This window comes from Streptomyces sp. CT34, assembly GCF_000805335.1.
GTDB lineage: Bacteria > Actinomycetota > Actinomycetes > Streptomycetales > Streptomycetaceae > Streptomyces.
Genome location: NZ_KN708638.1, coordinates 4,245,386 through 4,258,738, shown reverse-complemented (window position 1 = coordinate 4,258,738; position 13,353 = coordinate 4,245,386). Strand labels below are relative to the sequence as shown.

The following is a 13,353-nucleotide window of genomic DNA, read 5'->3' as shown; positions in this document are numbered from 1 at the left end:
ACGACGCATGAGGAGGCTTCGATGACGCAGCGGACGCGGGAGACGGCAAAGACCGAGGCGGCTCCTGCCGGGGGCCTCGCTCAGGGCTGGTGCGCGCTCTCCGCCCTGCACGGCCGTATCGAGACGCACATAGAGCGCGCCCTCCAGGCCCAGTACCAGCTCAGCGTCCGGGAGTTCTCGGTCCTCAACGTGCTCAGCGAGCAGCACGACGGGCCGGGCGGCCACCTCCGGATGCACCAGGTCGCCGACTCGGTCGTCCTCAGCCAGAGCGCCACCACCCGCCTGGTCACCCGGCTCGAGGAGCGCGGGCTGCTCTCGCGCTATCTGTGCCCGGACGACCGGCGCGGCATCTACACCGACGTCACCCCCGACGGCCTGCACCTCCTCGCGGAGGCCCGGCCCACGCACGACACCGCGCTGCGCGAGGCCCTCAAGGACGCCGCCAAGCGGCCCGAGCTGGCACCGCTGGTGACCGCGGTCGAGGAGCTGGCACCGCCTGCGTAAACGCCCGGCGGGCCCGGTCCCTCGGGCACCACGCGGGCTCGGCATAAGGTCGCGCCCATGAGCGATATCGAGATTCGCCGGGCCACCGAGGCCGACCTGCCCGCCATCGTCGCCATGCTCGCCGACGACCCCCTGGGCGCCGGCCGCGAATCACCGGAGGACATGACCCCGTACCGCGCCGCGTTCGCGACGGTGGCTGCCGACCCGCATCAGCACCTGGTCGTCGCGGTCCGGGACGGCCGTGCGATCGGCACGCTCCAGCTCACGGTGATCCCCGGCATCTCCCGGCGCGGCGCCACCCGCTCGATCATCGAGGCGGTACGGATCCACGCCGACGAGCGCGGCAGCGGCCTCGGCACCCAGCTCATCGAATGGGCGATCGCCGAATCCCGCTCCCTCGGCTGCCTCCTCGTCCAGCTCACCTCCGACGCCACGCGCGTCGACGCCCACCGCTTCTACGAACACCTCGGCTTCGAGGCGTCCCACCTGGGCTTCAAGCTCCAGCTCTGACCCGGGCAGCTCCGCCCCGGGCCGGGCACGCGCAAAAGCCGACGGAGCGGAAAGGCGCCGGCCAAACCGGAAGGGGCCGACGCGGCCGTTGGGCGGGGCTCGTCCTATTAGGTACGGCCCCGCGCCCGCTCACGCGCCCGGTGGGCCTTCTGCCGGCAGGCGCCTCCGCAGTACCGCGCGGGCCGCCCGGTACGCGCTACCGTGATCGCCTCGCCGCACACCTGGCACCGGGCCGCACCCCCGGCTGCATTCCTGGCCTCGCTCGCGGCCCCGGCCCCACTCTCGTTTCCGGTCGTAGTCCCGGCCCCGCCTCCAGTTTCGTTACGAGTCGGCGATGCGGGCGGGAGTTCCGTTACGGTCGGGGCGGCGCGAAGACCGTCGAGCAGCAGCGCCGTCATCCGGCCCGCCGACGCCGCCCCCGAACCCGCTCCGCCGTCCACCGGGTCCCTCGCCCCCACCCGCCGCCGCTCCATCGCCATACACCCGACCAGCAGCACACGGACATCCTCCAGATCCACATCCGCCCTTACCTCGCCCGCCTGTTGGGCCCGGACCAGCAGGATGCCCAGCGCCGCCACGAAGTCCCGCTCGGGTCTCCTCGACGCCTCGCCCAATGACTCCGGTCCGTCCTCGCCGGCCGCCTCCAGCGCATCGCACAGCGCCCGATTGCGGGCCGCCAGCCGCACGACCGACGCCAGGAAACGGAAGAACACCCCACCGGGATCATCAACCTCGGCCAAGTCCGCTGCGGTATCGACGAAAAGCCGCATCAGGTCCCTGACCGACGCCCTGAACAGGGCGTCCTTGGACGGGAAATGGCGGTACACGGTCCCCGCCCCGACTCCGGCGCGACGCGCGATCTCTCCCAGCGGAACCCGCAACCCCCGTTCCTCGAAGGCCGATCGCGCCGCCTGGAGAACCAGCGCCCGGTTACGTCGGGCATCCGCACGAACGGGCACCGCCCGGCCGTCCGACATCCGCGCGCCTCCCGAAACCATCCGACTCCACCGCATTCCAGACCCGGTATTTAACCGGGCTGATCGTTCCGATTCTACGAGAGCCTTAAAACATGCGTGCGTACCGCCACACTTGAGGGTGTATCCGGCGCCGGCGACGCGGAGGGCACGACCGTGACTCACGGGCCGGAACGGGACGCGGAGACCCATCGGGCGTGATGAGGCGGCGTCGGATTCGCCGGGGCAGCGTTGGCCTTGAGGAGCCGGCGTCGGATCCGGTGGGCGTACGGCGCGATACGAGGACCGCTCCGGGTTGGCGCATGGGGCCGTCCGGCGTATCGCGAGAACCGCCCCAGCGATACAGCGCGAAGACCGTCCGACATGACAACGGGCGCCCCACCTCCCCTCGCCTTTCGTCGTCACCAGCCCCAACAGGCGTACAGAATAGGGAAGTTGAGGTCCGAATGGGTGACGAATCCAAGACCGGGAAAAAGCGCTACGACAAAGGGGTGGGGTCGTGTTTCACGTGAAACACGACCCCACCCCGAGCCCTGCGGTGTGGGTTCCGTAGCGTGAGTTCTGCGGTGTGGGTTCTGCGCTCCCGGTCCCTGTACTGCTCGGACGGGTCGCCGGGCCGGCGCCTATCAGGCCGCTACGAGGGCCTCGTCCCACGCCGTACCTGCCGCAGCGGCAGCCGCATGCTCGTCGACATCGATGCCCAGCGCACGCAGACCGGCGGCCAGCGCCGCCAGCGAGGCGAGCACCACCGCGCGGTCCGCGGCACGGCCGTAGTGGTTCACCCGGATCATCTCCTCGGCCAGCGCGCCCGCTGCGGCCTGCACCGGAACCGAGCTGTCGGCGGCGAGCGCCGCGGACACCACCTCACGGGCGTCCACCTCCGCCGGCGCACGGAGCGTCGTGGCGGCCGGCGCCGCGTCCTCGTCCCGGATCACATACGGCACCGGACCGCCCAGCACCGCCACACCCGCACGGACCACCGCCGCTGCCGCTCGGTGCCGGGCGATGACCGCGTCCAGTCCCTCGGCCTCGACACGGTCCACGGCCTGTTCCAGCGCGAGCATCTCCAGCTGCGCCGGGGCGTGCGGAAGGGCAGTGCGCCCGCCGTCGATCCAGCGCTCCTTCCAGTCCAGCAGGGAGAGATACGAGCGCCGGGGAGCCTGCTCGTTGGCCGCGATGCGCTCCCAGGCACGGGCGCTGACCGACACCGCCGAGACGCCGGCCGGACCGGCGAGCGCCTTGTGTCCACCGATGACGCAGAGATCCACGCCCCACTCATCGGTGAGCAGCGGCTCGGCGCCCACCGATGCGACGGCATCGAGCATCAGCAGCGCCCCGTGCTCCCGCACCACCGCGCCGATCTCGGCAACAGGGTTGGTGTTGCCGGTCGCCGCCTCGGCATGCACCAGGCTCACAAAGTCGATCTCGGGGTGCGCCCGCAGCGCCTCCGCCACCTGCTCAGGTGCTATCGCACCGGTGAAGGGAGCGGTGATGGTGACCACCTCGGCGCCGCAGGAGCGCAGCCAGCCGCCGAACGTCTCGCCGTACGGGCCGGTGATGATGTTGAGCGCGGTGCTGCCGGGCCGGACCGCCGAGCGGATGCATGCCTCCAGGGGCAGCAGCGCCTCGCCCTGCGTCGCGACGACATCGCAGCTGGTGCGCATCAGGGCAGCGACCTTGTCCTCGATCCGCGCGAAACGGGCCGCGTCGAGCGGCGGGAGGTCGAGCAGAACCGGGGCGTCGGAGTGGGCAGTCAGGGCAGTCACAGTGGCCTTCCAGCGGTGGCGAGCCGCGCGGTGCGGCGGCTCCTGGCATATCGCTCGAGGGTACGTCCGCCCCGGACAGCCCGGCCCTACGGGGCCGGGCGCCCGCCATCGGCCTCTATGGGCCCCGCAACCGGGGGCCCACCCGCTCTTCCCCGGGCCGCTCAGAGCCCTCGCCAACCCTCCGGGTCCACCCCTCCCGGAACCGGTTCCGCGGGCGCGTACGGACCTCGGGTGAAGACGAAGGTCCCCAGATCGAGATGGCTGACCGAACCGTCCTCCGCGCGCACCACCCGCAGCGTCTCGCCGGCGTAATAGCCGTCCAGGCCGGTCCAGGTGCCGTCCGGCTCAGGCCGGAAGCGCGAGGTGCGCCCGGTCCCGGACAGCGTCACCAGCTCCAGTCCGCGCCCGTCCCTCAGCCGCAGGGCGAACGGGCTCGCACCCCAGTACCAGGGGCCGGTCAGCGCCAACAGCTCCTCGTCCACCGGTCCGGACAGTGGGCGCCATGGCTCCGGGATTCTCGGTTCGTGCTCCGCGGTGATCTCCACGAGGTCGGTCGCCACCGTACTGATCGCGACCCCCGAGGTGCAGTTCGCCAGGGCGATCCCCGCCACGTCCTCGTCGGCGTCGATCCACAGCGCCGCCAGGAACCCCGGCATCGACCCGGTGTGCCCGGCCAGCCGGCGTCCGCCTCCCGTCGGCTGGCCGCTCACCCGTACCAGTTGCAGCCCCAGGCCGTAGCCCGCGTCCCAGCCCGCCCCCTCCGGTGGCACCGCCGGAATCCGCATCTCCGCGACACCGGACTCACTCAACACCCGGTCGTCGCCCCGCAGCAGAAACGCCGCCCACCGGCACAGGTCCTCCGTGGTGGACCACAACTGACCTGCCGGGCCCATCAGTCCCGTCTCCTCCGCAGGTTCCGGCAGCATCACATCGGCCCATGGATGCACCGCCCAGCCACCCGCATGCGGCATCTCCGGACGCAGCGTCGTACGGCCCATACCCAGCGGTTCCAGTACCTCGCGCCGTAGCACCTCGCCCCATGACTGCCCGTCGCGCAGGTGCTCGACAAGCGAGCCGAGCAGTGCATAGCCGAGATTGGAGTAGTGGTGCCGCCGCCCGGCCACCAGCCGCTGCGGTCGCTCACCGAAGAGATCGGCCCGCTGGGGCCGCAGCTCGCCCGGGGTCCGCTCCCACCACGGACCACGCGCCTCCGCCGCCAACCCCGAGCTGTGTGCGAGCAGTTGGGCGATCGTCGCCTCCGGCACGGAAACGTCCGCCAAGTACGTACCGATCCGGTCTTCCAGCCGGAGCAGTCCCTCGTCCCGCAGCCGGAGCACCATCACGGCCACAAAGGTCTTGGTGAGTGAACCGATCCGGTACTGCACATCGCCGTGCGGTACTTCACCGTCCACCGAGCTCCGGGCACCCGCCCATACCGCTCGCCCGCCGCGCACCACCGCGCCCATCATCGACGGCGCCCGCCCCTCGGCCTGCGCAACCGCCAGCCGGCGCACCAGCGCCCGACGGGTCTGCGGCATCAACTCCCCGTACGCATCGGCCGAATCGACGGACAGCACCCCACGCGGCGCCAACTCTCGCACCTCGCCCTCGCCCTGCTCGGGCTCCTTGGACTCCGTGGACTCCACGACGGTCATGACGCTCCTCAACGCGACGTTCCACCTGCCGAACCGGCTCAGCCAGCCCTGCTCACCCATGAGCTACTGCCCACCGCGCGGCCATCCTGCCCCGACCATCAGTCCCGGCGCCTCCGGGTTTCACGTGAAACGAAGACCCAGCGACTGGCGCCCTGGTGTCAGGTGAAAAGCCACCTCAACCAAGCAGCCCGCCCGCCCACGTTTCACGTGAAACTGATCGCCTCGCGACTCTGCCACGTGAAACAGCCACGCCGGTCTCAACACCCCAGCGCAGCCGCCCCGATCACCCCTCCCAGCGCGGTCTGTTCCTCCTCCGGGAGCCAGCGCGCCGCATGCACCATGTGCAGCGCCCTCCGCAGTCGCACCCGGTCCTCGTCGGTCCCGAGATACCCCAGATACGCCGGGAGCGTCAGCCCCAGCGCCTTGAGATCACCGCGTGCGCACCACCGTGAGAAGAGCTCCTGGACCGGCTCCTTGACGCCCTCGTCGAGGCGCCACCGCGCCGCTGACTCGCTGTCCCCGCCGACTGCTGCCGCAGCTGCGGTGTCCCGCAGGCCGTCCGCGATCGCGATCCGGCTCCAGTCGCCGTACTGTCCCTGCGGCGCATCGGCCACCCGCTCCGCGGCACGGGCGAAATACGCATGCGCCGCGGCCAGTTGACCTAGTTCCCGGTACGCCTGCCCCATGTTCACGTACAGCGACGCGTAGAAGCCCCGCACCCGCTCGTCCCCCACCAGATCGGCGCGGTCCAGACACTCCTGGTTCCAGCGGAGTGTCTCCTCGGGCGAGCTCTGATGCCGCGCGAGATAGTGCGCGGCGATACACGCTTCATAGTCATCGCGGGCACCGTCCCAGGCCCGCTCGAACAGCCCGCGTGCAGCCTCGGGACACCCCTCCGCCTCGGCCTGCATACCCGCTACGCACAGTCGCACCACCGGCAGTTCCGGATCCATGTGCCCACTCCCCTCATCACCCATCCCGCCTCTCCTGGCGCCGTTCCCACCGGCCATCAGCCACGGGTACCTGCACGTACCGGCATCACCAACGTCGTGAAACTCCCCTGATCCGCGGAACGGACCACCACGGGCCGGTCCGCCGCAGCGATCTCCAGCAGCACATCGGGCCCCACTCCGGCCTCCAGCACCGGCACAAACGCCGCCGGATCAAAGGCAATCCGCACTCCCGGCCCCGTGCGGACCGCCCGCAGCCGCACGGGCTCCCGGTCCCCGCCCGCCACCTCCAGCACCTGTGCCGCCTCCGACTGCGCACCATCGCCGGTGTCCGTCGCGCCGACGCCCGACGTCAGCGACACCACCCCGCTCCGACCGGCCACTGCGTCCCGCAGCCCGTCCCGGTCCACGATCAGCCGATGCCGTCCGGTCTCAAGCCCCGCCACCATCAGCCGGTAGTCCGGAAACTCCCCGGGATCCCCCGCCTCGTTCGGCCCGCAGGCGTGGGTCCACTGCGCGACGTCCCCGCGCCCCCCGCCGCTCCGCATCCGGAGCGACACCCCAGCCTGGGTGCCCGCCCCGGCGCCGCACTCCATCTCGACCGCCACCTGGCGCACGGCCCACTCGGCCATCCCCTGTGCCGTCTCCGCGGCGATCAGTACCCGCCCCCCGTCGCCCTCGAAGACCTCCGGCCACAGCACCCGCACCGCCATCCGGTAGCGATCGGTGGCCACCAACCGCACCTCGCCATCGGCGAGTTCGAGCAGTACGCAGCCCAGTACCGGAAACTGCTCCCGCGTGGCGCCGGCCGCCGCCGCGGGCGCCACCTGCCGTACCGCACTGGCGAGTTCCGGACCGCCGACCCGGGCCCGCACCCGGCCACCCCGACCCACCGGTTCCCCGGTCGCCTCCTGGAGGAATCCCTCGACCACCGCCCGCGCCTCGTCCGCCGCCCGCCGGGTGCGCTCCAGGTGAGCCCGCAGTACGCCCCGGGCCGCATCATCGGGTCCGTCCAACACGACCTCGACGTCGACCAACGGCAGCCCCGCCGCGCGCAGTTGTCGCAGCCGCACCGCCCGCGCCACCTGCCCGGCGGCATAGCGCCGGTACCCCGTCGCCGCATCCACCCGTGCCGGGCGCAGCACCCCGCAGTCGTCGTAGAACCGCAGTGCGCTCGGCGCCAGCCCAACCCGCCGGCCGAACGCCCCGATGCTCAACAGTTCCCCGGTGTCGTCCATGACCGCGATTCTCGAGCTTCAAGCAACGTGAAGGTCAAACCCGAGCCAGGCGCTGCCCGAGGGGCCGTCGATGTCGACGGATCCTGCGTCGCGGAGGAACCGGGCGGAGGGTCCGGGAGAAGACCCGGGCCGGTGGTCTCGCCGATGCCCTCCCGAGTCAGAGCGTCTTGACCGTGCCGCCGTCGATGACGTAGTCGGCGCCGCTGATGTTGCCGGTGACGTCGGAGACCAGAAAGGCGATCGAGGCCGCCGCCTGGCCACCGAAGCCGTCGGGATCCCCCCAGTTGGCGGTGCGGACCACCCGCCGGTACACGGTGTTCACGCGTACGCCCCGAGGCCCGAACTCCTCGGCCGGGGACTTCCCCAGCACCGCGAGGGCCGCCTTGGCCGCTGCTGTGGGCGCGATACCGTACGGCGTGACGCCAACAACCCGCCACGGCACCGGCAATGGGTTTTCCGTACGGAACGGACCCGGCAACGGCCGGGAGAACAGCGCACGCGAGAGGGGGTCCGAGACGGACTCACCTCACGTCTGCGCCATATCCACAAACCGCGAATAGTGCCCCTGGAAAGCGACCGTAATCGTCGCCGTAGGACCGTTACGGTGCTTCGCGACAATCAGGTCGGCCTCGCCCGCACGCGGCGATTCCTTCTCGTACGCGTCCTCGCGGTGCAGCAGGATGACCATGTCCGCGTCCTGCTCGATCGAGCCGGATTCACGCAGGTCGGAGACCATCGGCTTCTTGTCCGTACGCTGCTCGGGGCCACGGTTGAGCTGGGAGAGCGCGATAACCGGGAGTTCGAGTTCCTTGGCCAGCAGCTTGAGGTTTCGGGACATGTCCGAGACCTCCTGCTGGCGGCTTTCGGCGCGCTTGGAGCCGCCGGACTGCATCAGCTGCAGATAGTCGATGACGACCAGCTTCAGCTCATTGCGCTGTTTCAGCCGGCGGCATTTGGCGCGGATTTCCATCATCGAGAGATTCGGCGAATCGTCGATGTAGAGCGGCGCGGCCGAGACATCCGGCATCCGACGCGCCAGCCGCGTCCAGTCCTCGTCCGTCATGCTGCCGGACCGCATGTGGTGCAGCGCCACCCGGGCCTCGGCGGACAGCAGACGCATCGCGATTTCGTTGCGCCCCATTTCGAGCGAGAAGATCACGCTCGGCAGATTGCTCTTGATCGAGCAGGCTCGCGCGAAATCCAGCGCGAGCGTCGAGTTGTGCGTGGGGACCATCGACCGCGTGGCCAGATACAGGTGGTCCGGATTGTCCACCTGCACGCAGCGGACCGGGACGCTCTCCACCTCCCGGACGTCGGTGATGAAGCGCTGCGCCGACTCCGGGTCGCCGGGGCGCCGGCGCTCTTCGTGCAGGCGCCGCTTCCGCTCGATGCCGAAGACGTCGTCGGTCGTGGTAAAGGTGACGAGATGGCCGGCGGAGGATTCCCCGGGGAGCCCCCCGGCCTGCTCGGCGCGCACGGCGCAGCCGTGGCCGAGGCCGACCACCAGCTCGCAGAATCCTTCGGCCAGCGCCGTGCCGGCGGCCGTGAACTGCACCGAGCCGGTCTCGGTGACCGTTCCGCGCGCGTCGAGAAGCCCGGCGAGGAGCTCCCTCCGCTGGGCAACGGAAGCGCGCAGATACTCCTGCGGAAGGTGGCCGTTCCCCGGGAGGCCCAGGCTGCGCAGCAGCGGCAGCAGGCCATCGCCCGGGGGCTGGCAGCCTTCCGCGGCGAGCCGCCCCACGACCTCCGGGTCCGCCGGGGCGAACTCCGCGGCATCGTGGTGCCCGGCGCCCAGCCACACGCCGAGGACATAGGGCGGCACCGGCAGATCCCGGTGGGGGAGGTCGAGCGCGCCCGCGTTCCGCACGCTGTGGTGCGGACGCCGGCCGACCCCGATGCCGTGCAGCGTCGCGGCGATCTCCTTGGTCGTCCGGACCGATGCGAGCGCGCGCCCGTCGCCGGAACCGCCGTCCCGGGCCGCCTCATGGGAGTAGCGGGTGTGGGTGAGCCACTGGTGATCGGCGTCGGCGATCACGGACGTGCCGTCGTCGAACGACACCTCGTAGCAGGGTCGCCCCGTCATGACCTCGGTGGCGGCCACCACACGCGTGGGCTTCCCTGCCGCGTCGAGCAGATGGTCACCGGGCCGGACCTCGCCCATGGTGGTCCACCCATCAGGAGTGGGCAGCGGCGTGTCCAGAGCGAGGGCCTTACCCATCGCCGGACGGGCCGCGATCACGATCATCTGGCCCGGATGCAGACCGTTCGTCAGCGCGTCCAGGTCGGTGAAGCCCGTCGGCACACCGGTCATCTGGCCCTGGCGTGAGCCGATCGCCTCGATCTCGTCGAGCGCGCCCTCCATGATGTCGCCGAGCGGGAGGTAGTCCTCGCTGGTCCGCTGCTCGGTGACGGCGTAGATCTCCGCCTGGGCGCTGTTGACGATCTCGTCGACGTCGCCGTCGGCCGCGTATCCCATCTGCGTGATCCGGGTACCCGCCTCGACGAGGCGGCGCAGCACGGCCCGCTCATGGACGATCTCGGCGTAGTACTCGGCGTTGGCGGCGGTCGGGACGGACTGGACGAGGGTGTGCAGATACGAGGCGCCGCCGACGCGCCCGATCTCGCCGCGCTTGGTCAGCTCCGCCGCGATCGTGATCGGGTCGGCCGGCTCGCCCTTGGCGTACAGGTCGAGGATCGCCTGGAAGACCAGCTCATGGGCGGGGCGGTAGAAGTCCTCGCCCTTCAGGACCTCAACGACATCCGCGATCGCGTCCTTGGAGAGCAGCATGCCGCCGAGCACGGACTGCTCGGCGTCCAGATCCTGCGGGGGGACGCGCTCGAAGCCGCCGGACCAGCCACCGCCGTCGTCGTCGCGATCCTGGCGCTCGCCCCGGCCGCGTCCCTTTCCGTCGCCCCGGCGGGAGCGGGCGGCCGGCAGCAGGTCACTCGGACCGGAGTCCGCCCAGGGATCGTCCATGGGCTCGGGAATGCTCACCCCGGCACCTCCTCCCGTCCGCGACGCGGACCTTGCTGTGCTGTTCTTTCTTACGGCACAGCTCTGACATTCGAGACGCCCGACTCCGGTTACGGCGCGTCGAGTTCGGACAAGGTCTCAGGCCGGAACAGGCGGCGGGTGCCGGACCACGGTAGGCCCACCCGCACCGTCCGCCAATCTGGTTATCCACAGGCCGTGTGGATGACTGGCCTACAGCTGTGGAGAAGTCCCCGGATCCTGTGCACGGCACGGGGGAAACTTCTGTGGACAAGCACACAATCACGCCGCCATCAACCCTCTGACCTGCCCTTTTCTCATCCATAGGCTGTGGGGGAGAAAAACTTCGGCAACCTGTTCATGATCGTCGCAAACGGCACAGAGAAGGCACCTCCACACAGCGGAAGGTAAGGACCCCTAGCCGATTGCATCTCTTACCTGTGGAAGATTAGATTGCCCCTCATGACACAGGCTCCCGCGACGCCACGGCGCGCCCACCGCCGCCATGACCGCGAGATCGTCGCGCTGGCCCTGCCCGCCTTCGGCTCGCTGGTCGCGGAACCGCTCTTCGTCATGGTCGACAGCGCCGTCGTGGGCCACCTCGGCACCCGCCAGCTCGCCGGCCTCGGCGTCGCCGCCGCCCTCCTGACAACCGCCGTCTCCGTCTTCGTCTTCCTCGCCTACGCCACCACCGCCGCGGTCGCCCGCAGGGTCGGCGCCGGCGACCTCTCCGCCGCGATACGCCAGGGCATGGACGGCATCTGGCTCGCCCTGCTACTCGGCGCGGCCGTCATCGCCGCCGTCCTGCCCACCGCCCCGTGGCTCGTCGAAGCCTTCGGAGCCTCGCCGACCGCCGCTCCGTACGCCGCGACCTATCTGCGCATCAGCGCGCTCGGCATCCCCGCGATGCTGGTCGTGCTGGCCGCCACCGGCGTCCTCCGCGGCCTCCAGGACACCAGGACCCCGCTCTATGTGGCCGTCGGCGGGTTCTCCGCCAACGCCGCCCTGAACGCCGCCCTGGTCTACGGCGCCGGGCTGGGCATCGCCGGCTCCGCCTGGGGCACCGTCATCGCCCAGTGCGGTATGGCAGCCGTCTACCTCACCGTGGTGATCCGCGGCGCCCGCCGCCACGGCGCCTCGCTCCGCCCGGACCCGACCGGTATCCGCGCCTCCGCACAGGCCGGTGTCCCCCTGCTGGTCCGTACGCTCTCGCTGCGCGCGGTGCTGATGATCGCCACCGCGGTCGCCGCCCGGCTCGGCGACGCCGAGGTCGCCGCCCACCAGATCGTCCTGACCCTCTGGTCCCTGCTGGCCTTCGCGCTGGACGCCATCGCCATCGCCGGGCAGGCCATCATAGGGCGGTACCTCGGCGCCGCCGACCGCGACGGTGCCCGCGCCGCCTGCCGCCGCATGGTCCAGTGGGGCATCGCCTCCGGCGTCGTCCTCGGCGCGCTGGTGGTCCTCGCCCGCCCGCTGTTCATCCCCCTGTTCACCACCGACCCCGCCGTCCAGAGCCCACTGCACACCGCGCTCCTGGTCGTGGCGGTCACCCAGCCGATCGCCGGCATCGTCTTCATACTCGACGGGGTGCTGATGGGCGCCGGGGACGGCCCGTATCTCGCCGGCGCGATGGTCGTGGTGCTGGCCGTGTTCGTCCCAGCGGCGCTGGCGGTACCGGCCCTGGGCGGCGGTCTGGTCGCCCTGTGGTGGGCGATGGCCCTCATGATGACCGTGCGGATGCTGACCCTGTGGCTGCGCACCCGCTCCGGGCGGTGGATTGTGACGGGAGCCTCCCGTTGAATCGCCTCCGGAATTTCCGACCCGCATCGATAATGACCTTGTGCGCTCGCTTGCCAGAAGGTCCGTACTGCCCCTGACGCTGGTCATCGTGGGGGCAGCCGCAGTGGTGGGTTACGCCGCCGAGGAGACCCATACGAGCAGAAACGGCGGTCGCAGCAGCTACGGCAAGTCCGGCGAGCCGGGCCAGGCTCCCGAGGACCAGGACCCCTCGGCGACCGCCCCCGCCCAGGACGGCACCGCGTACACCCCGCTCAGGACCCAGGAGAACGCCCGGATCGGCGCGGTCTTCGAGAAGGACGACCACGGCGCCCACTTCTGCACGGCGAGCGTGGTGCAGAGTAAGGGCCGCAACATGCTGATCACCGCGGCCCACTGCGCCTTCGACGCGGACTCCGGAAAGCCGGTCGACGACCTGGTCTTCGCCCCCGACTACCGCAACGGCGACGAACCCACCGGCCTGTGGAAGGTCAGCAAGGTCGTCGTCGACGACCGCTGGACCGCATCGCAGGACGAGGACCTAGACGTCGCCTTCCTCACGGTCGACCCGAAGGACGGCAAGAACATCCAGGACGTCCTGGGCGGCAACAGCCTCGGCATAGATCGCGGCTTCAACAACGAAGTCAAGATCACCGGCTACCCCACCAGCCGTGACACCCCGATCTCCTGCCAGAACCGCACCACGAAATTCAGCGACACCCAACTGCGCATCCAGTGCACCGACTTCGAGGGCGGCACGAGCGGCAGCCCCTGGCTCGCCGACTACGACCCCAAGAGCCACACCGGCACCGTCATCGGCGTCCTGGGCGGCCACGAAGGCGGCGGTGACGAGGACGACGTCTCCTACGCCGCGTACTTCGACAAAGACATCGCCAAGCTCTACCAGCGCGCCCAGGATGAGGACGGAGACTGACCCCGGCCTCCGCCCCCTCGCACGGCGAAGGGCCGTACCCCGCGACGGGGTACG

At 70.9% G+C, this 13,353-nt stretch carries 10 protein-coding genes and 2 pseudogenes; 4 read left to right on the top strand and 8 right to left on the bottom strand.

The annotated features are described in order from the left end of the window. Positions 1–21 precede the first annotated feature (21 nt). Together RZ84_RS18610 and RZ84_RS18605 are read left to right on the top strand one after the other, a co-directional pair. On the top strand, positions 22–504 hold the full coding sequence (locus RZ84_RS18610) for a MarR family winged helix-turn-helix transcriptional regulator (protein ID WP_043265248.1): 483 nt from the start codon (positions 22–24) through the stop codon (positions 502–504). 57 nt (positions 505–561) lie between these two features. Then, positions 562–1,014 carry a GNAT family N-acetyltransferase gene (locus RZ84_RS18605; protein WP_043265247.1) on the top strand — a complete coding sequence of 151 codons (453 nt, stop codon included), beginning with the start codon at positions 562–564 and terminating at the stop codon, positions 1,012–1,014. Between the two features lie 107 nt (positions 1,015–1,121). On the opposite strand, the gene RZ84_RS18600 is transcribed toward RZ84_RS18605, so the two are convergent. The 8 genes and pseudogenes from RZ84_RS18600 to dnaB all read right to left on the bottom strand — a co-directional run bounded on the left by RZ84_RS18600 (position 1,122) and on the right by dnaB (position 10,574). After that, a complete protein-coding gene (locus RZ84_RS18600; RefSeq protein ID WP_241778125.1) occupies positions 1,122–1,754 on the bottom strand; it encodes an SbtR family transcriptional regulator in 633 nt (210 codons plus the stop codon). Between the two features lie 57 nt (positions 1,755–1,811). Further along, a pseudogene (locus tag RZ84_RS41375) lies at positions 1,812–1,991 on the bottom strand (helix-turn-helix domain-containing protein); the annotation flags it as partial. Positions 1,992–2,614: 623 nt separating this feature from the next. Beyond that, positions 2,615–3,754, bottom strand: coding sequence for a pyridoxal-phosphate-dependent aminotransferase family protein (locus RZ84_RS18595; protein ID WP_043265245.1), 1,140 nt, complete (start codon positions 3,752–3,754; stop codon positions 2,615–2,617). A gap of 161 nt (positions 3,755–3,915) precedes the next feature. Further along, positions 3,916–5,292 carry a serine hydrolase domain-containing protein gene (locus RZ84_RS18590; protein ID WP_043270234.1) on the bottom strand — a complete coding sequence of 459 codons (1,377 nt, stop codon included), beginning with the start codon at positions 5,290–5,292 and terminating at the stop codon, positions 3,916–3,918. 374 nt (positions 5,293–5,666) lie between these two features. Next, positions 5,667–6,362 (bottom strand): hypothetical protein, encoded by a 696-nt coding sequence (locus tag RZ84_RS18585; protein WP_043270232.1) that lies wholly within the window; start codon positions 6,360–6,362, stop codon positions 5,667–5,669. 56 nt (positions 6,363–6,418) lie between these two features. Next, complete coding sequence (locus RZ84_RS18580) at positions 6,419–7,597, bottom strand: DNA polymerase III subunit beta family protein (RefSeq protein ID WP_043265244.1); 1,179 nt, start codon at positions 7,595–7,597, stop codon at positions 6,419–6,421. 157 nt (positions 7,598–7,754) lie between these two features. After that, positions 7,755–7,991: pseudogene (locus RZ84_RS18575) on the bottom strand (SDR family oxidoreductase); the annotation flags it as partial. A gap of 132 nt (positions 7,992–8,123) precedes the next feature. Further along, a complete protein-coding gene (gene dnaB, locus RZ84_RS18570; protein ID WP_078893910.1) occupies positions 8,124–10,574 on the bottom strand; it encodes a replicative DNA helicase in 2,451 nt (816 codons plus the stop codon). A 477-nt stretch (positions 10,575–11,051) separates the two neighbouring features. Between dnaB and RZ84_RS18565 the strand changes: the two genes are divergently transcribed. Both RZ84_RS18565 and RZ84_RS18560 read left to right on the top strand, forming a co-directional pair. Beyond that, entirely contained in the window at positions 11,052–12,389 is a 1,338-nt protein-coding gene (locus RZ84_RS18565; protein WP_043265243.1) for an MATE family efflux transporter, read from the top strand. Positions 12,390–12,477: 88 nt separating this feature from the next. Beyond that, a complete protein-coding gene (locus RZ84_RS18560) occupies positions 12,478–13,299 on the top strand; it encodes a trypsin-like serine peptidase (protein ID WP_241777757.1) in 822 nt (273 codons plus the stop codon). Positions 13,300–13,353: the final 54 nt, after the last annotated feature.

Bases quoted from the DNA above. Each gene is read 5' to 3' on its own strand.
- RZ84_RS18610 (WP_043265248.1), top strand. From the start codon at position 22: ATGACGCAGCGGACGCGGGAGACGGCAAAGACCGAGGCGGCTCCTGCC.
- RZ84_RS18605 (WP_043265247.1), top strand. From the start codon at position 562: ATGAGCGATATCGAGATTCGCCGGGCCACCGAGGCCGACCTGCCCGCC.
- RZ84_RS18590 (WP_043270234.1), bottom strand. From the start codon at position 5,292: ATGCCGCAGACCCGTCGGGCGCTGGTGCGCCGGCTGGCGGTTGCGCAG.
- RZ84_RS18585 (WP_043270232.1), bottom strand. From the start codon at position 6,362: ATGGATCCGGAACTGCCGGTGGTGCGACTGTGCGTAGCGGGTATGCAG.
- RZ84_RS18580 (WP_043265244.1), bottom strand. From the start codon at position 7,597: ATGGACGACACCGGGGAACTGTTGAGCATCGGGGCGTTCGGCCGGCGG.
- dnaB (WP_078893910.1), bottom strand. From the start codon at position 10,574: ATGGACGATCCCTGGGCGGACTCCGGTCCGAGTGACCTGCTGCCGGCC.
- RZ84_RS18565 (WP_043265243.1), top strand. From the start codon at position 11,052: ATGACACAGGCTCCCGCGACGCCACGGCGCGCCCACCGCCGCCATGAC.